The sequence below is a fragment of the Aliarcobacter lanthieri genome (assembly GCF_013201625.1).
In the GTDB taxonomy this organism is placed as follows: Bacteria; Campylobacterota; Campylobacteria; order Campylobacterales; family Arcobacteraceae; genus Aliarcobacter; species Aliarcobacter lanthieri.
The window spans coordinates 1949665-1969162 of the sequence record NZ_CP053839.1 but is presented as its reverse complement, the minus strand read 5'-3'; the positions used below and the strand labels follow the sequence as shown (position 1 = coordinate 1969162).

The following is a 19498-nucleotide window of genomic DNA, read 5'->3' as shown; positions in this document are numbered from 1 at the left end:
CTATTTTTAGTTTAGCTTTTACTCTTGAAATGAACCAAGGTTCATTATTTTTTGATATTTTTTAGCTTGTCGTTCTTGTGGAGTTAGTTTTTTTAACTCTTCAAGTGAATTTAAAAAATACTCTTTAAGTGCCATTACAGCTTCATCTTTTTTTCTATGAGCACCAATTAATGGCTCATTTACAACATCATCAATTAAATTCAATTGTTTTAAATTTTCAGCTGTTATTTTTAATGCTTGTGCTGCTGTTTCAACTTTAGTAGGATCATTCCATAAAATTGCACTACAGCCTTCTGGAGATATCACTGCATAAACTGAATATCTCATCATAGCAAGTTTATCTGCAATAGAAATAGCTAAAGCACCTCCACTTCCACCTTCTCCTATTACAACTGAAATAGTTGGAGTTGTAAGATTTGCAAATTCAAATAGGTTTTTAGCAATAGCTTCGCTTTGATTTCTCTCTTCAGCTCCAAGCCCAGGATATGCACCGGGAGTATCAACTAGCATCAAAATTGGAATTTGAAATTTTTCTGCCATTTGAGCAGCTCTTAAAGCTTTCCTATAACCTTCAGGGTTTGGCATACCAAAATTTCTTTTTAATTTTTCTTTTGTTCCTCGACCTTTTTGTTCTCCAATAACTAAGACTTTTTCTTTACCTATAAAACCAAGATAACAAACTATTGCATGATCATCTACAAAGTGTCTATCTCCATGAATTTCATAAGCATTCGTAAGAATCCCTGAAATATAATCTAGTGCATATGGTCTATCAGGATGTCTTGCTAATTGAAGTTTTTGATAATCATTTAAATTTTTAAAAGTTTTTTCAACTTCTTTTTCTAGTTTTTTTTCTAATATTTCAACTGCATGTTCATCAGCTTTTGTTTTAGCGATTATTATCTCTTCTTCAATTTTTTTGATTTTTTCTTCAAATTCTAAGTAAGTTGCCAATTTTTTTCCTCAAAAAAAAGGGCTTTATTTTAGCCCTTTAAGGTATAGATTTATTTTGTATATTTTCTAAATATTATAGAACCATTTGTTCCACCAAAACCAAAATTATTACTCATAACTGTAGTTAGTTCTGATTTTCTTGCTATATTTGGAACAACATCTAAATCACATTCTGGATCTTGGTTTATAACATTTATTGTTGGAGGGATAATACCTTCATTTAAAGCTTTAATTGTCATAATAGCTTCGATAGCCCCTGCAGCTCCTAAACAATGTCCTATCTGACCTTTTGTAGAAGATACTGGTGGACATTTTTCTTTTCCACCAAATAATTCTTTAATTGCAGCTGTTTCATTTTTATCTCCTACAGGAGTTGAAGTTCCATGAGTATTTATATAGTCAATTTTTGGATATTCACCAGTTATATTTCTCACCATTTCAAAAGCTGCTTTCATAGCTCTTAATGGACCATCAATAACTGGAGAAGTAATATGATTTGCATCTCCACTTTCACCAAAACCAACTATTTCACAATATATTTTTGCATTTCTTTCTAAAGCACTTTCTAAAGATTCAACTACTAATGCACCTGCACCTTCTCCCATAACAAAACCATCTCTATCTGTATCAAAAGGACGAGAAGCAGTTTTAGGATCATCATTTCTTGTTGATAATGCTTTCATAGCAGCAAATCCACCAACTCCAGCACCACAAATAGCACTTTCTGCCCCAACTACTAAAATTCTATCAGCTCCATTTAGCATAATAGTTTTAACAGCATCACTTAAAGCATGAGTTGAAGCTGCACAAGCTGTAACATGACTTAAAGAAGGACCCTTTAAATTGTGCTCGATAGATATAAAACCACTTAACATATTTGCTAAAGAAGATGGAATAAAAAATGGAGATATTTTTCTTGAACCTCTTGTATCACATATTGTAGAGTTTTTTTGAATTGTCGATAAACCACCAATTCCAGAACCTGAAATAATTCCAAATCTATCTGCAATACTAGAATCTACTTTTTTATTTTCACTATTTACAAATCCACTATCAATCATAGCTTCTAAAGCAGCCTTTATACCTAATTGGATAAATCTATCAGCTTTTTTAACTTCTTTTTTATCCATTACAGTTTCTGGGTCAAAATTTTTAACTTCTCCTGCAATTTGTACAGTAAAATCAGTTGTATCAAATAGTGTTATTTTGTCTATTCCACAAACACCATTTACAACTGCATTAAACGATTCATTTACGCTATGTCCCGTAGAATTTATAGTACCTAGACCTGTAATAACAACTCTTTTCATCAAATATGCTCCAATATATTAGTATTTATTTTAATTATTCAATTTTTATAATAAAAACTCAATAGAAAAAATTTTAAATGAAAGAAAAAATCTTTCATTTAATCAAAGTATAAAATTACTTGTTATTTTCGATGTATGCTATTGCATCACCAACAGTTAAGATTTTTTCAGCTTCTTCATCTGGGATTTCGATTTCAAATTTTTCTTCTAGTGCCATCACAAGCTCAACAACATCTAGTGAATCTGCTCCTAAATCTTCGATGAATTTTGAATCTTCTTTAACTTCTGCTGGATCACAATCTAATTGCTCTACAACAACTGCTTTTACATCATCTAATAATGCCATTTTTAATTCCTTTAATAAAATTGTCCGCTAATTATACAAAAAAGTTTTTAAAAACTCTTTTAAAATTTAAAATTATATGTCTAAAAAGAATATTTTAAACGTATAATCCACCATTTACTTTTAAAATTTCACCTGTAATATAGCTAGAATGATCACTTAATAAAAATGCTACCGCATCAGCTATTTCAGTGGCTTGACCAAATCTTGAAAGAGGAATATTCTTTTCATATTCTGCTTTTACTTCATCTTTTAATAAATCTGTCATATCTGTTTGAATAAAACCAGGAGTAACAGAATTATATCTTATATTTCTGCTTGCAGCTTCTTTTGCAAATGATTTTGTCATTGCATTTAATCCACCTTTTGATGCACTATAATTTGTTTGACCAGGATTTCCCATTTCTCCAACTATTGAAGATATATTTACAACAGAACCAAATCTTTTTTTACCCATAGCTTTTAAAGCTTCTCTACAACCAATAAAAGCTGAAGTTAAATTTGCATCAATTACAGATGTAAAATCTTCAACACTCATTCTTAAAGCTAATTTATCTTTTGTAATTCCTGCATTATTTACTAAATATGCTAATTCTCCATCACTATCAATAATAGTTTTTATCATATTTACAAATTCTTCTTCATTTGTAACATCTGCTTTTATTATTGCAGCTCTTCCACCATTTTTTTCAATCTCTTCTTGAACTCTTTGTGCTTCTTCTATTTTGCTTCTGTAATTAATCCAAACCTTTAATCCATAACTTGCTAAAGTTTTTGCAATTTGCTCTCCAATTCCTCTACTTGCACCGGTTATAAGTACATTTCCACCAGAAAATTTCATAATTAATCCTTACTATTTTTTGAATAAAGCTAAATTATAGCAATATTTATATTATATTAAACGCCTCTTTGATTATTCCAAACTCTAATATGAAGTCTATCAGAGTATTTGAACCCGTATTTTATAGCTAAATTTATAACGTTTATAGAGTTTTCATCTATTTGTTTTGATGTATCTCCTAAAGGCATCAAATAAACTTCACATTTTGGGATATCATCTAAAATATCTTTTATTTCATCTATTGCTTGAGTTAAAAAATCATTTCCTATTACAAATTTTAAATAAGATTTACTTGTATTTTCTAAAATATTTTTTAATGTTTTTTTGTTTACTCTTCTTTTTAAAGGTTCTAAGGAATTACTTAGTTTTACACTCATAGAAAATATAATTTTTTTTTGAAATGCTTCTTTAATATTTATATCTAAAGAAGCATTTGTTTCAATTGTTACTCTATGGTTATTATCTATATAATATTTTAGTAATTTTTGAAACTCAATTTTATTCCAATATAAAAGTGGCTCACCACCTGTTATTACAATATCAATTTTATATTCATAATTAGAATTTTCAATAAGTTTATTAACTTCATTGATAATATCTAAATGTGAACTATATTTTTCCCAATTATCTTTAAACTCTTTATCAACAGCATAATATGAATCACAAGCACACTTCTTTACACCACTTGGAGTTTCATATTCCACCCCAAAACCAACACACGAAAAATTACACTTTCCAAATCTAATAAATATTGAAGGAGAACCTACAAATTTGCCTTCTCCTTGTATTGTTGGACCAAAAATTTCATTTATTTCAAGCATAAAAAGTGCTTTTACTTTTTGGAGTTTCTAAAAATTCTATATGTGAAACTTTAATATTTATCTCTTTCATTTTATTTTGGACAATTTTTAAGAGCCAAGCTGATAGATTCTCACTTGTTGGAACAAAATCAACAATGATGAAACTTTCATAAAGTTCTATAAATTCATTTTTAAATGGTGTTAAATCTATTATAGAGTATCCATCATCAAATTTTATAAGATTTTCTTTTTTTATATTTGGTACAATTGTTGAGAATAATGGATCTTTTATGTCTATTATAAATTTATGGTCAAGTACATCATCTAAAAATGCTTTAAACCAATTTAGATGTTTAAAATCTGTAACCATTCCATCTTTTAATTGAGTTGCTTCAAGATGGACTATTACTTTCCCTTGATGTCCATGTAAGTGTCTACACATAAGACAACTATCAAGAGAAAAATCAACATTTAAAGTTTGTGACCAAACTCTATGTCCATAACAAAAATCAAACTCTTTTGATATTTTCCACATTTACAAATCCTTGTATTTTATTGGATCTTTTTTATTTGCTTCTAAAAATCCATTTAATCTTAGTCTGCAAGAATCGCAAACTCCACAAGCTTCATCTTCTTCTTTGTAACAAGACCAAGTAAGCTCTAATGGTACATTTAATTCAACTGCTTTTTGTACAATTTGAGATTTACTTAAGTGTACTAAAGGAGTAATAATCTCTATATTTGTATCTTCTTTTGTTCCTTCATTTATTGCTTTTGAAATAGAATTTATAAAACTATCTGTACAATCAGGATAACCTGAGCTATCCTCTTGAACAACTCCTATGTACATAGCAGTTGCATTTTCTTTCTCCGCAATAGCAGCAGTAATTGCTAAAAAAATACCATTTCTAAAAGGAACATAAGTTATAGGAACTCCTGCTTCTAAACCACCAGTTGGTACATCAATACTTAAATCAGTTAAAGCATTTGCACCAATTTGTGTAAAAAATGGTATATCTATTTCATATTTATTTACAACTCTTAATGCTTTACAAATTTCTCTAAAGGCTGTTAACTCTTTATTCTGTGTTCTTTGTCCATAATTAAAATGTACAGCTATCAATTCATAACCATCTTTTTTTGCTATATATGAACTTAAAGTAGAATCCATCCCACCACTTAAAATAACTATTGCTTTTTTGTTTAAATTATTATTCATTTTATAAAATCCTTTTGTCATAAAAAAATGTATTGAATTTGAAAATTATAAACTTATGACAAGTTGGATATAATAGCAAAATTTTTTAAAAGTGAGATAAACCAATATGGAATTAATGCAAGATGCAATAACAGTACACATTTATGCAATATATATTTTTCTAGCAATTATGCTTTTTAATTTATACTCTGTTCTAACAAAAAAAGATTTTATATCTTTAGCTAAAAGATTAAAGTTTATGACACCAGTATATCACCTAAGTAATGCGATAGTAATTTATACAGGAACTATAGTAGCATTTTATGCTCAATACTTTAGTATAACAATAGCTTTGATGATACCAGCTTCTATATTTTTACTTGTAATTGAGATAAAAAGATATAAAAAGATGAGAATAATAAAAACTACAGATGTTGAACTTCAGGAAAAATTTTATATTTATGCAAAAAAAATTTATATTATTGAAATATTAGTTTTACTTGCAGTTCTTATTATAAGTAAAGTATTTTAATGCAATTTGTTTATGATTCTTCATGTGGCAATGAAATTTTAGAAATTAAAGATGAAATATATAATTATATAATTAAAGCAAGACGTCATAAAGTAGGTGACAAAATATATTTTAGAAATCTAATAGATAAAAATATCTATTTATATAACTTAAATCTAATAGATAAAAAAAGAGCTACCTTAAATTTAATATCAATAGAAGAAAAAGATTGTGAGAATTTAAAAAAACTACATTTAGGTTGGTGTATAGTTGATCCAAAAACTATTGAAAAATCAATTGCTTCTTTAAATGAAATGGGAATTGATAAAATAACTTTTATATATAGTGATTTTTCTCAAAAGAATTTTAAATTAAATTTAGAAAAATTAGAAAAAATTTTAATTAGTTCATCATCTCAATGTGGAAGAAGTAGTATTATAAAGTTAAAAACTTGTAAAAATATTGATACTTTTATTAATGAAAATCCTAATACATATTTTTTAGATTTTTCTACAAATAAATTAGAGGATAAATTAAGTGATATTAAAACTTTAGTTATAGGTACTGAAGGTGGATTCTCAAAAAGAGAAAGAGAACTTTTTAATAAAGATTTTATAGTTGGATTTGATACAAACTTGATTTTAAAATCTGAAACAGCCATAATATCTGCTTCATCAAAAATAGTTTTATAAAAGAGTAAAAACTACTCTTTTATAATTATTACCAACCTCTTACAATAGAGTGGCAGTTAGAACAGGCATTTAACATGTCTGAATAAGAGTTACCAGCTTTTATAAAAGCTTTATTTTGTAAATTTTGCTCTATTTCAGCAACATCTAAAGCGATTCTTTTTGAAGCATTTTCAGCAATATTTGCCATATGCTTTTTATTTTCTGGTAAATATTGAACAATTAATTTTTTATCTGAAAAAAGTTCATTTCCCTCATTTACAAGTTTATTTCCTTCTTTGATTAAATCAATATTATTATTTAAAAACCCTTTTTGAATTAATGCCATACCTTTTTCCATAGTTGACATTGATTTTTGCATTACATCATTAGCACTTAAAAAAGTTCCAACTAGTGATGATATAAGTAATAGTTTTACTAATTTCATTTTTTCTCCTAACTTATGAAAAGATGTTCTTAATGAACATCTCTCCATCTACTTGCTTTCCATAGGAATGCAAAGATTGCAAAAATCACAAGATAGATTAAGAATTTAGGTCCTAATTCTTCTCTTTGTGCTTTTTTAGAATCACCAATCTCTTCTAAATAAGATATAACTTGCTCTTGAGAATCTTGACTTAAACCAACTCTTGGCATTGCTGTTCCTTCAAGTTGTTTTTGAGGATCATTTATAAATGTATTTAAATAATCAGCTCCTCTACTTCTTATATACTGAGATAGATCAGGAGGTAGTTTACCCATATAAGTTTTTATATCATGATGTGCAGTAAATGAAGACATCGTCCCATTTTTCATATCAGCATATTTAATACCATGACATCTTTGACAAGCATCAACAAAAACTTCTTTATTTGACATCTCTTTTGGAGCAATTGATTTTAAGTATGCAACCATATCTGCAATCTCTTGAGCTGGCATCCAGTCATATCCAGGCATTGGATGAACTTTTCCATCTACAAATTTATGAGATGTTTTTGAAGCAAGAGCAGGATTACTAATAAATGCTACTAAATATTCTTTAGTATATAATTTTCCAGCACTTCCTAAATCAGGAGGAGTTACTCCATAAGCAGCTCCTGCACTAACATTATCCATAATCGGAGGGAAGCCTTTTGATTCAATACTATGACAAGCAATACAGTTTGTAGTTACTAGCATTTCACCATTTGCTATATCTCCAGTTGCTTTTATAGCTTCTTCATTTGTAGCCCAAAAAGTATTAATAGTTTTTTCAAACTCTACTTTTTCATCTAAAGTTACTTGAGCACCTTTTACAGATTTTTCAGCCGCAGCTTTTGTATTTTCTTTAGCTTTTTCTAAACTTTTTTCAGCTTCAGCTAAAGCTGTTTTAGCTTTTTCAATACCTTCTTTTGCTGATTCTTTATCAGCAGTAGCAAAATCAAAGTTTGCAGGTGAAACATGTGGATGCATTTGTGAGTGAGCAAAAGGCTCAACTCCCCAGTAAGTAATAAGAGTTAAAGCTACTACTACTGCTAATATTTTTAATTCTCTCATAGTGTTCCCCTTCTTTTTGCATCAATTTTTGTAATAAGTGGAAGTAGAACGAACAGTAAAATAAATATAACAGCTGCAAAGAATCCTACCCACGCATTTGTACCTGTTGGAGGAAGTTTACCCCAAATTGTTAATACAATTAAATCTGCCATTAATATCCAGAACCAAATAAAGAATACTGGTCTTTTATGTGCTGGTAATATTTTTGGATCTCTATCTAGCCAAGGTAATACTAGGAAAATACCATTTGCAAATGCAAATGCAATTAAACCAATATCAAATGCTTTAATTCCAGCAATATCAAAGAAGAATCCTCTTAATACTTCATATGACCATAAGAAATACCACTCAGGATAGATGTGTGCTGGTGTAACCATTGAATCTGCTGGATCAAAGTTTACTGGATCCATAGCAAAGTTATAATGGAAGAATACTAAATAGAAGTAGAAAATTAGGAAAATTCCAAGAACTGCTAAATCTTTTGAGATGAATACAGGCCAGAAAGGAATAACTTTTGCCTCTTTTTTCTTACCACTTAAATATTTCTCAGCTTCAGCATCATAATCTAACTCTTCAGAAGTTTGATTATTTACGTGAGGAATTCTTAAAGTATAGAAGTGTAGACCGATAAGTCCCATAATAACTATTGGTAGTAAGAATACGTGTAACATAAAGAATCTTGTTAAAGTTGCATCAGCAACGTTAAAATCTCCTCTAATCCAAACAACTAATGCATCTCCTATAACAGGAACTCCACCAAATAAGTTTGTAATAACCATTGCAGCCCAGTAAGACATTTGTCCCCATGGTAACATATAACCAGAGAATCCAGCAGCACTAAATGTCATAAATAATAACATTCCTGAAATCCAAATCATCTCTCTTCCTTGTTTATAAGAACCATAGTAGATTCCTGTAAGCATATGAATATAGATAACTAAGAAAACAACAGATGCTGCAACTCCATGCATATGTCTAAATAACCAACCAAATGCAACTTCTTGCATAATTGTATAGTTTACAGAATCAAATGCTAAAGCAACATCTGGTTTGTAATACATCATTAAAAATAGTCCAGAAATAACTAAAATACCAAATGTAGTAGCTAAAAGTACACCCATTGCCCATAAGAAGTTAATATCTTTTGGAATCCAGTATTCAGTCATCATAACTTTATTAAACGTAGTTAAGTTTAATCTTTGGTCTAACCACTCTCCAACAGAGTTAGCTTTTTCAAATTTTGCCATCTCTTACTCCTTATGCCATCATCGCATCAGCGATTTGTTTGTACTCTGGTCCTTCATTCCCAAGAACAAGAGTATTCCCTTTTACTTCAAATGGAGGTAAATCTAATGGTCTTGGTGGTGGTCCAAATGTTTGCTCACCACTTGCATTAAATTCTCCACCGTGACATGCACATTTCCATTGGTCTTTTTTCCATGCTGGAATACAACCTAAGTGTGTACAAAGACCAATAGCAACAGTATATCTGTCACTTCCAATAACTAAATCTCTTTTATTGTTTTCCATATCAGGAGTTTTTTTAAGAACAAAGATAGGTTTCCCTCTCCATGTAAAAGTTTCTGGTTCACCAGCTTTTAACGCACTTAAATCAACTTCTGTAAATCCACCAGCTAAAACGCTAGGAAGTGGATCCCACACCTGTTTCATACCAACAAGAGACGCGGCCCCTCCAACTGCAGCAACAGCAGCAAAAGAGTAACCAATAAAATCTCGTCTATTTGTATCTTTAGACATATTTGGCTTCCTTTTTTTAAAATTAGAATCAGGCTAGATTCTATTATAAAGTTACTTAAGAATTATTGATTTAGGTCATAGATAGCTAGGTTTTTATTAAATAGTGAGTAGAAAGGTTAAAAATATTTATTATTAGAAAATCTTATGATTTTCTAATAAATTTTACAATTTCAGTTTCTATGTCTTTTTTATCTATTACTAGATTATGGTTAATTGTTGCAGTAAATAGATCTTTTATACTTTTTGGTAGTATAGCTTTATATTTTGTTGATATTTCTTCTAAAGCATCTTTATCACTATATTTTTTTGAGTCTTGTTTTAATGCATTTAATACTGTTGGAGAAAATTTTGTCCATTCTGCTGTTGAGTAAACAACAGTTTTTAAAGGTTTTTCTCTCAATTCATTGTATGCTTTTATACAAGTTGCTGTATGTGGATCCATTAAATAACCAATATCTAGAAACTCTTTTATTGTAGTGTTACCAAAAGTATCATTAGAATAAATAGCACTAAAATATTGTTGTAATTTTGATGTTTCATCTTTTGTCATAGAAAAAATATTATTTTTATTTAAATCTTCCATTAATTCTTTTGTTCTTTCATTTCCAAATAGATCAAAAATAACTCTTTCAATATTAGAAGATTTAAGAATATCCATAGCTGGTGAACGTGTTAGTTTTAGTTCTTTATTTCTGATATCATAAATTCCAGTATTTATCCATTCAGTAAGAATATTATTCTCATTTGAAGCAACTAAAAGCTTTTCTATTGATAATCCCATTTTTTGCGCATAATATGCACCTAAAACATTTCCAAAATTTCCACTTGGAACTACTAAATATATTTTTTCACCATTTTTTATTTCATTTTGTTTTAAAAGTTGTATATAAGACCAAAAATGATAAATAATTTGGAAAATTATTCTTCCGAAATTTACAGAATTCGCAGCACTTAGTTTTATATTATCTTTTTCTAATTCAATTTTAAAAGAAGATGAAGCTAAAAGATTTTTAAGTGCATTTTGTGCATCATCAAAATTACCCTTTATTCCTAAAACATTAAGATTCTTACCATCTTCACAAACCATTTGAAGTCTTTGAACATCACTTGTTCCTCCATCTGGATATAAACATACAACTTGAATATTTTCTTTATTTTTAAAAGTATTTAGTGCAGCTGGTCCAGTGTCTCCTGAAGTTGCAGCAAGTATCAAATATTTTTCATTTTTCATTTTCGCAATAGAACTTAAGATAGATCCAAATGGTTGCAAAGCCATATCTTTAAATGCTCTTGTTGGACCATGATATTGCTCATGAACAAATAAATCATTTTTTACTTTTACTACTGGGCAAGGATTATTGATATCGTCAAAATTATCATATAAGTCTAAAGCTTTTTTTATTTCATTTTCATCAATATCTATTTTAAAAGCTTTCAAAATATCATATGCTAGTTCTTTATAGCTCGAATTTAAGTGATTTTGTATAAAATCTTTTTCAAGTGTTGGTAAATATTTTGGAACATAAAGTCCACCAAAAGATGTACTTGGATTTAGTATAGCTTCACTAAAGCTTACTTCTTTTGGTTTTATTCCATCATTTCCTCTTGTTTCAATAAAATTCATATCTTCTCCTAACTATTTAATAATTTTTCTATATCAATTCCATTATTTGGATTATCAATTCTAATAAATTGTGTTCCAATTCCATCACTTGTAAATAATTCAAGTAAAATAGAGTGCTCAACTCTTCCATCAATTATATGTGCTTTATTTACACCATTATGAATTGCTTCAATACAAGAATCAACTTTAGGTATCATTCCACCAGCTATAGTTCCATCTTTTTTAAACATTTCAACATTTGCTTTATCTAAAGTCTGAATTAGCTCTCCACTTTTATTTAAAACTCCAATAGTATCTGTTAAAAATATTACCTTTTGAGCTTTTACAGCCATTGCAATTTTACAAGCTGCAACATCAGCATTTATATTGAATCCTGGATGGTTTGGTTCATTACCATTTGCTATTGGAGCAATTACAGGGATAAATCCTTCTTTTATTAAATTATTTATTACTTCACCATTTACTTCTGTTATATCTCCAGTAAATCCAAATCTTCCATCATCTTTTGGAATAGCTTTTATGATCCCAGAATCTTTTCCAGAAATCCCAATAGCTTTTGCTCCATGAAAATTTAGTAAAGAGGAAATATTTTTATTTATTTCTCCACTTAAAACCATTTCAACAACTCTCATACTATCCTCACAAGTAACTCTATAACCATCAACGAATGAAGAAGGTATTTCCAGTTTTGTAAGAAGTTCTGTTATCCTTGCTCCTCCACCGTGAACAATAATTGGTTTTATTCCTAGAAGAGTCAATAAAACTATATCTTGAGCAAATTTTTCTTTTAATTCAGGGCTAGTTTGTGCTGAACCACCATATTTTATTACAATAGTCTTTCCATAAAATTTTTTAAAATACGGAATTGCATCTATTAGAGTTTGAACTTTTTGGTTTATTTGTGCCATTTTGCTAATCCTTGCAAGTTTTAAAGCTTGGATTATATCTAAAAATCGCTTATTAATTAAAATGATTTATAGTAGAATAGTTACATGAAAAGATATTTAGCATTAAAAGCTAGTGCTGGAAGTGGAAAAACTTTTGCACTAACTGTAAGATATATTAGTTTGTTATTAAAAGGTGCAAATGTAAGTGAGATATTAACTCTTACTTTTACAAATAAAGCAGCACTTGAAATGAGTCAAAGAATATACAAAACACTTCAAACTTTAGGAGATGATGAAGCTTATTTAAATGAATTAATAAGAGTTTCAAATTTTTCAAAAGAAGAGATTTTAGGTAAGAAATCATTTTTAATAAAAAGTTTCTCAAATTCAACAATCTCTATTTTTACAATAGATAAATTCGTAAATAAAATTTTAAGAGAATTTTGTGGTTATATTGGTATAAGCGATGATTTTGATATAAAAAATGATGATATAGAACTTTTAAGTTATAGATTTTTACAATCTTTAGATGAAAATAGTTTTAAGGATTTAGTTGATTTTTCAAATTATGAGAAAAAGAAATTTAATTCAATTTTTGAACTTTTTAAAAGTTTAATAGAAAAAAATGAAAATATACATCTTATAGATATTGATAGCTCTTTGATAAATTTACAAAAGGATATTGTATTCAAACAAGCTTTGAAGATAAAAGAACATTTTACAAATTGTTCCAGTGCCAGCAATAGTGCTATAAAAGCAGTTGATTTTATTAATTTTGAAGAGTTATTTGAAAAAACTTGGATAGAAAAAGATAGTTTATTTGAGTATTCATATTTTAAAAAGTGTGCAAATGATGAAATAAATCAAGAGTTTTTAAAACTAAAAGAAGAGTTTAAAAATTATTATAAAATACGAGCAAGTTATAGTTTAAATAAGATTTTTAAATTATATTTGAAGTTTAAAGAGTATAAATTAAACTTTAACAAAATAAAAAACTATTTTGAATTTAATGATATTTCAAATTTAGTTTATGAACTTTTAAATCAAAAAATAGATAAAGATTTTCTATATTTTAGACTTGATAGTACTTATAATCATATTTTAATAGATGAATTTCAAGATACATCTATTTTACAGTATAAAATTTTAAAACCTTTAATAGAAGAGATTTTATCAGGAGATGAAACAAAATTTAAAACCTTTTTTTATGTTGGTGACCCAAAACAAAGCATTTATAGATTTCGAGGAGGGAAACGAGAACTTTTTGATTTTGTTTTAAAAACAAATCCTATTATTGAACTTGAACATTTAAATACAAACTATAGGTCTTGTCAGAATATAATAAATTTTGTTAATTATGCTTTTTTAAATTTGGCAAATTATGACTATCAAAAACAAGATAGTATTAGAAAAGATGGCTTTGTACAAGTTATTCAAGATGAAAATTTACAAAGTGAAGATAAATTTTCAAATATAGCATTAAAAGTTGATGAACTTATAAATAATGGGATAACCCCAAATGATATAGCGATTTTATGTTATACAAATAGTGATGTTTTAGAACTATTTTATTATTTAAAAGAGAAGTTTCCTACTTTAAAAATAAAAACTGATATGACTTCAAAATTGATAAATCAACAAAATGTAAAATCTTTAATAAATGCTATAAAATATATCTTTTTTAAAGAAGAGATTTACAAAGAGAATTTTAATGCTTTATTAGGTAGAAATCTTTTAACTCATTTTGAATTCGAATTTGATATATCGCAAAAAAGTATGAGTCAAATCTTGTATAAAGTTGCAAAATATTTTGACATAATTGATGAGAATATTGTTAAACTTATTGATATAGCTAAAAATTATAATAATATTGTAGATTTTGTATATGAAGTAGATAAACTTGAGACAAGTATTGAAAATAGCGAAGATAATGGACTTCAAATATTAACTATTTTTAAATCAAAAGGTTTAGAATTTCATACTGTAATTGTTCTTGATAGGCTAAAAAGAAAGAATTTTGATAAAAGTTCTTTACTCTTTGATTATGAAAATATAGAGTTAAAAAATATTTTTTATAAAATATCAGGATATGAAAACTTTGATTTAGAGTATAAAACTGCACAAGAAAAAGAGAAAAAATTAAGTTTAGATGATGATAAAAATGTACTTTATGTAGCACTTACTAGAGCAAAAAATAATCTTATAATATTTAAAAAAGAAAAAAATTCAGCTTTTGAGATTTTAAATTTATCTGAATGCAATATAGGAAATTTAATACAAAGTCAAACTTTAAATACCGAAAAGAAACTAGATAAAGTATCTTATACCCCATTGTATTTAGGTAAACAAGAACAAAAGATAGTAAATGAAAAAGGTGTTGAAGAAAATGAACTTTTAAAAGCTAGATATATTGGACTTGCAACACACTATGTTTTAGAGATGATGAGTGATTTTACTATATCTTCTATGTTTTATGCTATAAATTTATCCAAAGCAAGATATTCAAATTATTTAGATGAAGTTGATTTTATAAAAATAGATAAAATAGTTAGAAATTTAATAGAAAATAATTTTTTCCATGAACTATTAAGTAACTCAAAAATAGTACATGAACAAGCATTGATTTATAAAGAAGAGTTAAAAATAGTTGATTTACTACTGTTTAAAGATGACTGTTTTTATATTATTGATTATAAAACAACAAGGCAAATTTTAGATGAACATAAATCTCAAGTTACTTACTATAAAAAAGCTATAAGTGATATTTTTGCAAATGAAAATGTAAAAGCTTATCTATTTTATCTGAAAGAGGATAGTTTAGATATCTTAGAAGTTTGAGATAAAAATAAAAAAAGGTTGGACCTAAGCCCAACCTTTGAAAGAAAGTTTTTATACTCTAAAAAAATTAGAATGTATAAGCAACTTGAATTCTTCCTCTATTTTGATCAAATTCTTTAACACCTGTAGAGTTTACTTTTTGCTCATATGTTCCATATCTTAAATATGTAGTTAAATTTTTAGACATTTTATATGTTAATTGTCCATAAACTTCTTGAGCTTTAACATCTGTTATAGCAAGTATATTAGCATTATTAGTTTCTTTAGCTTTTAAGTTACCATAGTTAACTGTAAAGTTTAAGTTATCTAAAATGTCAGCACCTAGAGCTGCTTGCCAGTAATCAGCATTTGCAACACCATTAGAAGTGATAGCCCAACCTAAAGTAGCATTTTTAGCATCTTGATCAAGTGCAGTCAAACCACCTTTTTTATCAGTACTTACATATACAACTTTAGCATTAACGATATCAAATTTACCATTTACACCAACTCTAAACATAGCATTTTTATCTTCACCATTTCCAATAAATTTATCATCTAATGTTAATTGTACATATCTAGCTTCTAAACCTAATTTTGCATTTTCTGCTAGATCTAAATCACTTGTAGCAGCTAAAGTAAATGTATTGAAAGTATCTTGCATTCCTACATACCAAGCTTCAAGTTTCACGAAATCTAGATCACCTTGTAAAGTTGCAACATAAAGATCACTTCCACCATTAAGTAGACCTTGAGTATTGCTTATTCCTAAACCTAAAGAAGCATTAGCTTCTGTAGAAGCATTTAAATTTGTATTATTGAAATATCCAGCTCCAGCAGTAACTGGCCCAATATTTGTAAGAGCTAAGATACCTGTACCAGTTTGCTCATTACCATTAATATCAGTTGCAACAGTATAAGGAGTAGTTAAACCTTGTTTACCAACATTTACTATAGTATTTGGAATAGCTGTAAATCCAAAATATGCATTTGATAAAGAAACGTCAGCTTGTCCATCCGCACCAGCAGTATTTCCATCTCTACCAGCTTTTAAACTAGCAAAACCACCGTTCTCTTTAGATCCTACAATAAATCTTGAGTTGAATTTAACATAATCATTAACTACAGAAGAAAGATTTAAACCAATTTTATAGTTATTTTCTCCAGATCTTTTTGCATCATTTCCTCTAACACCATTAATTTTATCTTGTCCAAAATTATCATATCTGTAAACTACTGATCCAGATACTTCTACATTTTTGATTGCTTCTTCTAATGGTTGAGCATTAGCAGTACTAAAACCAGCTACAGCAACTGCAGCTACTAAACTTAATTTTGAGATTTTTCTCATATTCGTTTCTCCTAAAATTTCGAAATTTTAATCGATTTGCAAAAAATAATATTTCCTTGCTTACCGTCGCGACTATTTTATATGAGAAAAAATTAAACTTTTCTTAAAGTTGTTAAATATGCATTAATTCTTGATTAATTTAAGTTTTAATTTATATTGTATTAATATTTTAAGCTAAACCATATAATTAAAGTATCGAATTGAGGCAAATCCGTAAGCATTAGTTTGTGATATTTCATATATTTGATATTTATTTAGTATACCACCTAAGGCGATAATTTTTAAATTTTGAAATTCTTTGATTGCACTTTTTAGATTTTCTATACCTTTTGCTTTACCTTTATTGGGTGTATCAAAAATAGGAGAATAAGTTACAAAATCTATTTTTTTATCATTTGCTATTTTTAATTCTTCAAAATTATGACAAGATATAATAGATATAAGATTTATATTTTTTGTAAACTCTATTTTATCAAATTGTTGTGAATTTAGATGAACTCCATCAAATCCTAACTTTTTAGCTAACTCTATATTTGAGTTTAAAAATATTTTTTCTATTTTATACTCTTTACAACTATTTAAAAATATTTTTGCTAGTTCTTCAACATTTGAGGATATTTTATCTCTAAAACAAGCAAAATCTATTTTATGTATTTTTAAAATATTTTCTAAAGTTTGTTTGAATACTATTGGTTCATTTGAAAAATATTTTGGGTCAGTTATAAGATAAGATTTTAGATTTTGCATATTTTTCCAATAAAAAAAGGGAATAAGTAAAAACTTATCCCCTTATAAAATTTCAAAAAGAACTTTTTAATGTTCTTCTTCCATCATAATAGATCCAGCTATATAAACATAAGTTAGGATACTAAAAATAAATGCTTGTAAAACACCCATTACAGCTAAAAGGAAAAATCCTGGTAATGGTAAAAGCCAAGGTACTAACATAAGAAGTACCATCAAGAACATATCATCTCCTCTTACAGAACCAAACAGCCTGAAAGATAAAGATACAATTCTTGATAAGTGAGAAATTATCTCTATTGGAAACATTAAAGGAGCTAATATTGGTAAAGGTCCCATAAAATGTTTGAAATAGTTTACAAAACCATTTTTCTTAATACCTAAGTAGTTGTAATATACAAATACTATTAAAGCTAAAGATAGAGTAAAGTTAATATTTGAAGTTGGAGCTTCAAATCCTGGAATTACTCCAATCATATTACTAACAAAAATTACTAAAGCTAATGAACCAATAAGTGGCATATAAGTTCTTGAGTTTTGTTCACCCATTGAATCTTTACCAATAGCTATAATACCACCAACAAATGTTTCCATAACATTTTGAGAACCAGTTGGAACTAGTTGTAATTTACTAGTTGCCATTCTTGAAATTAAGAAAATAATCCCAATTACTAAAACGTAGTGAGATAAAATTATCCATTCTTGTCCATGTCCACCAATAGTTCCTAAGAATGTAAACAGTCTTCCTTCCATTTTTTTCCTTTGTCTTTGTTTCTACATTTACTAAATTATGCTTGGATTATAATATTTGTTTTCTAAAAATTTTATAAATATTACAAATTAATTTAGATTTGTTTAAATCTGTACCCATGTTGTTTCAAATTTTCTCTTATTTGTTCTTGATGCTCTTCTCCTTTTGTTGCAAGAGCTATTGTTACGTGTGCTTCTCCAAACTCTAATTTTAAAGAGTCTCTATCAAATGCTATTTGAACTATATTTGCTGAACATTGAGAAAATATATCTGTTAGATGCATTAATGCACCTGGTTTATCCATAAGCGTAACAATAAGATTCATTTTTCTATGAGATTTTATTAGACCTTTTTCAATAATAAGAGATAGCATTGTAACATCAATATTTCCACCACTTACAATAGCACAAACTTTTTTATCTTTAATATTTACTTTATCATGCATAATAGCTGCAACACTAACAGCTCCAGCACCTTCAACCATAAGTTTATGACGTTCTAATAAAAATAAAATTGCATTTGCTGTTTCATTATCACTTACTTCTACAACTTCATCTACATATTCTAATATAATATCTAAAAGTTTTGGAGTAACATCACGTACAGCTATTCCATCTGCTATAGTTCTTACACTTGAAGAATCTATTGGCATTCTAGCTTCAAAAGATTCTTTCATCCCTTTTGCACCACTTGCAACTACTCCAGTTATTTTTATATCTGGATTTATAGATTTTGCTGCTATTGCAATACCAGCTATTAATCCACCACCACCAATTGGTACTATTAGGTGATCAATATCTGGAAGTTGTTCTAGAACTTCTAAAGCAATTGTTCCTTGTCCTGCTATAACTTCATCATCAGCAAATGGATGAACAAACTCTTTATTATTTTCTTTTGTAAATTTTACTGCACTTGCATAAGCTTCATCAAAATTTTCACCAGTTAAAACAACATTTGCTCCATAAGATTTTACTCCTGAAACTTTTGTAAGAGGTGTAGCTTCTGGCATAAATATCGTAGCAGAACAGCCAAAATATTGAGCAGCAAATGCTAAACCTTGTGCATGATTTCCTGCACTTGCAGCTACTACTCCAGCTCCTCTTTTTTCATTATCAAGCATAGCAACTTTATTAAATGCTCCTCTTAATTTGAAGCTTCCTGTTATTTGAAGGTTATCTTCTTTTAAAAAGATTTGTGCTCCTTTTTCTTGACTTAAAAATGGAGCTTTCATAAGTGGAGTTTTTGAAACAGTGTTTTCTAATCTTTTTTTTGCATCTTTTATATCATTTAGTGTAATCATCTTCTATCTTTTCTTAAAAATTTTCGATGTATAGTATCAAAATTTGGTTTAAGAGTTAAAAAATAATAGTTTTATATAAAGTTAAAATAAATTTCGATAAGTTTC

20 protein-coding genes are annotated in these 19498 nt (G+C 27.8%); 3 read left to right on the top strand and 17 right to left on the bottom strand.

Features of this window, described 5'->3' with window-relative positions:
- Positions 1-18: 18 nt before the first annotated feature.
- The 7 genes from accA to queC form a co-directional block, all read right to left on the bottom strand.
- Positions 19-954, bottom strand: coding sequence for an acetyl-CoA carboxylase carboxyl transferase subunit alpha (gene accA, locus ALANTH_RS09925; RefSeq protein WP_026808285.1), 936 nt, complete (start codon positions 952-954; stop codon positions 19-21).
- Positions 955-1004: 50 nt separating this feature from the next.
- Positions 1005-2264, bottom strand: a complete 1260-nt coding sequence (locus ALANTH_RS09920; RefSeq protein WP_026808286.1) for a beta-ketoacyl-ACP synthase II — start codon at positions 2262-2264, stop codon at positions 1005-1007.
- Positions 2265-2379: 115 nt separating this feature from the next.
- A complete protein-coding gene (gene acpP, locus ALANTH_RS09915; protein ID WP_026804042.1) occupies positions 2380-2610 on the bottom strand; it encodes an acyl carrier protein in 231 nt (76 codons plus the stop codon).
- A 94-nt stretch (positions 2611-2704) separates the two neighbouring features.
- Positions 2705-3448, bottom strand: coding sequence for a 3-oxoacyl-ACP reductase FabG (gene fabG / locus ALANTH_RS09910; RefSeq protein WP_026804043.1), 744 nt, complete (start codon positions 3446-3448; stop codon positions 2705-2707).
- A 56-nt stretch (positions 3449-3504) separates the two neighbouring features.
- Positions 3505-4269, bottom strand: a complete 765-nt coding sequence (locus ALANTH_RS09905) for a 7-carboxy-7-deazaguanine synthase QueE (RefSeq protein WP_026808287.1) — start codon at positions 4267-4269, stop codon at positions 3505-3507.
- Positions 4262-4783 (bottom strand): 6-carboxytetrahydropterin synthase, encoded by a 522-nt coding sequence (locus tag ALANTH_RS09900; protein ID WP_026808288.1) that lies wholly within the window; start codon positions 4781-4783, stop codon positions 4262-4264. The genes ALANTH_RS09905 and ALANTH_RS09900 overlap by 8 nt, the downstream gene beginning before the upstream one ends.
- Positions 4784-5467, bottom strand: a complete 684-nt coding sequence (gene queC / locus ALANTH_RS09895) for a 7-cyano-7-deazaguanine synthase QueC (protein ID WP_026808289.1) — start codon at positions 5465-5467, stop codon at positions 4784-4786.
- Between the two features lie 106 nt (positions 5468-5573).
- On the opposite strand from queC, the gene ALANTH_RS09890 reads away from it, so the two are divergent.
- The gene (locus ALANTH_RS09890; protein ID WP_026804047.1) at positions 5574-5978 is read left to right on the top strand and encodes a hypothetical protein; all 405 of its coding nucleotides are present in this window, start codon (positions 5574-5576) and stop codon (positions 5976-5978) included.
- Positions 5978-6649, top strand: a complete 672-nt coding sequence (locus ALANTH_RS09885; RefSeq protein ID WP_026808290.1) for a 16S rRNA (uracil(1498)-N(3))-methyltransferase — start codon at positions 5978-5980, stop codon at positions 6647-6649. The genes ALANTH_RS09890 and ALANTH_RS09885 overlap by 1 nt, the downstream gene beginning before the upstream one ends.
- A gap of 28 nt (positions 6650-6677) precedes the next feature.
- Here ALANTH_RS09885 and ALANTH_RS09880 read toward each other — a convergent pair whose 3' ends face one another.
- From ALANTH_RS09880 to argB, 6 genes are all read right to left on the bottom strand, one after another.
- Positions 6678-7073, bottom strand: coding sequence for a hypothetical protein (locus ALANTH_RS09880; protein WP_146876932.1), 396 nt, complete (start codon positions 7071-7073; stop codon positions 6678-6680).
- A gap of 29 nt (positions 7074-7102) precedes the next feature.
- Positions 7103-8161, bottom strand: coding sequence for a c-type cytochrome (locus tag ALANTH_RS09875; protein ID WP_026808291.1), 1059 nt, complete (start codon positions 8159-8161; stop codon positions 7103-7105).
- Positions 8158-9408: a cytochrome b gene (locus ALANTH_RS09870; protein ID WP_026804051.1), complete on the bottom strand. Its 1251-nt coding sequence runs from the start codon at positions 9406-9408 to the stop codon at positions 8158-8160. The genes ALANTH_RS09875 and ALANTH_RS09870 overlap by 4 nt, the downstream gene beginning before the upstream one ends.
- A gap of 10 nt (positions 9409-9418) precedes the next feature.
- A complete protein-coding gene (locus tag ALANTH_RS09865) occupies positions 9419-9919 on the bottom strand; it encodes a Rieske 2Fe-2S domain-containing protein (RefSeq protein ID WP_026808292.1) in 501 nt (166 codons plus the stop codon).
- A gap of 142 nt (positions 9920-10061) precedes the next feature.
- A complete protein-coding gene (gene thrC, locus ALANTH_RS09860) occupies positions 10062-11543 on the bottom strand; it encodes a threonine synthase (RefSeq protein WP_026808293.1) in 1482 nt (493 codons plus the stop codon).
- Between the two features lie 8 nt (positions 11544-11551).
- Positions 11552-12451 (bottom strand): acetylglutamate kinase, encoded by a 900-nt coding sequence (gene argB, locus ALANTH_RS09855; protein WP_026808294.1) that lies wholly within the window; start codon positions 12449-12451, stop codon positions 11552-11554.
- Positions 12452-12535: 84 nt separating this feature from the next.
- Here argB and ALANTH_RS09850 point away from each other — a divergent pair, with 84 nt between their 5' ends.
- Positions 12536-15268, top strand: a complete 2733-nt coding sequence (locus tag ALANTH_RS09850; protein ID WP_026808295.1) for a RecB-like helicase — start codon at positions 12536-12538, stop codon at positions 15266-15268.
- 67 nt (positions 15269-15335) lie between these two features.
- On the opposite strand, the gene ALANTH_RS09845 is transcribed toward ALANTH_RS09850, so the two are convergent.
- The 4 genes from ALANTH_RS09845 to ilvA all read right to left on the bottom strand — a co-directional run bounded on the left by ALANTH_RS09845 (position 15336) and on the right by ilvA (position 19393).
- A complete protein-coding gene (locus tag ALANTH_RS09845) occupies positions 15336-16598 on the bottom strand; it encodes a major outer membrane protein (RefSeq protein WP_026808296.1) in 1263 nt (420 codons plus the stop codon).
- A 174-nt stretch (positions 16599-16772) separates the two neighbouring features.
- Positions 16773-17345: a thiamine phosphate synthase gene (locus ALANTH_RS09840; RefSeq protein ID WP_026808297.1), complete on the bottom strand. Its 573-nt coding sequence runs from the start codon at positions 17343-17345 to the stop codon at positions 16773-16775.
- 66 nt (positions 17346-17411) lie between these two features.
- Entirely contained in the window at positions 17412-18095 is a 684-nt protein-coding gene (locus tag ALANTH_RS09835; RefSeq protein ID WP_026804058.1) for a F0F1 ATP synthase subunit A, read from the bottom strand.
- Between the two features lie 92 nt (positions 18096-18187).
- Positions 18188-19393 (bottom strand): threonine ammonia-lyase, encoded by a 1206-nt coding sequence (gene ilvA / locus ALANTH_RS09830; RefSeq protein WP_026808298.1) that lies wholly within the window; start codon positions 19391-19393, stop codon positions 18188-18190.
- Between the last annotated feature and the right edge of the window lie 105 nt (positions 19394-19498).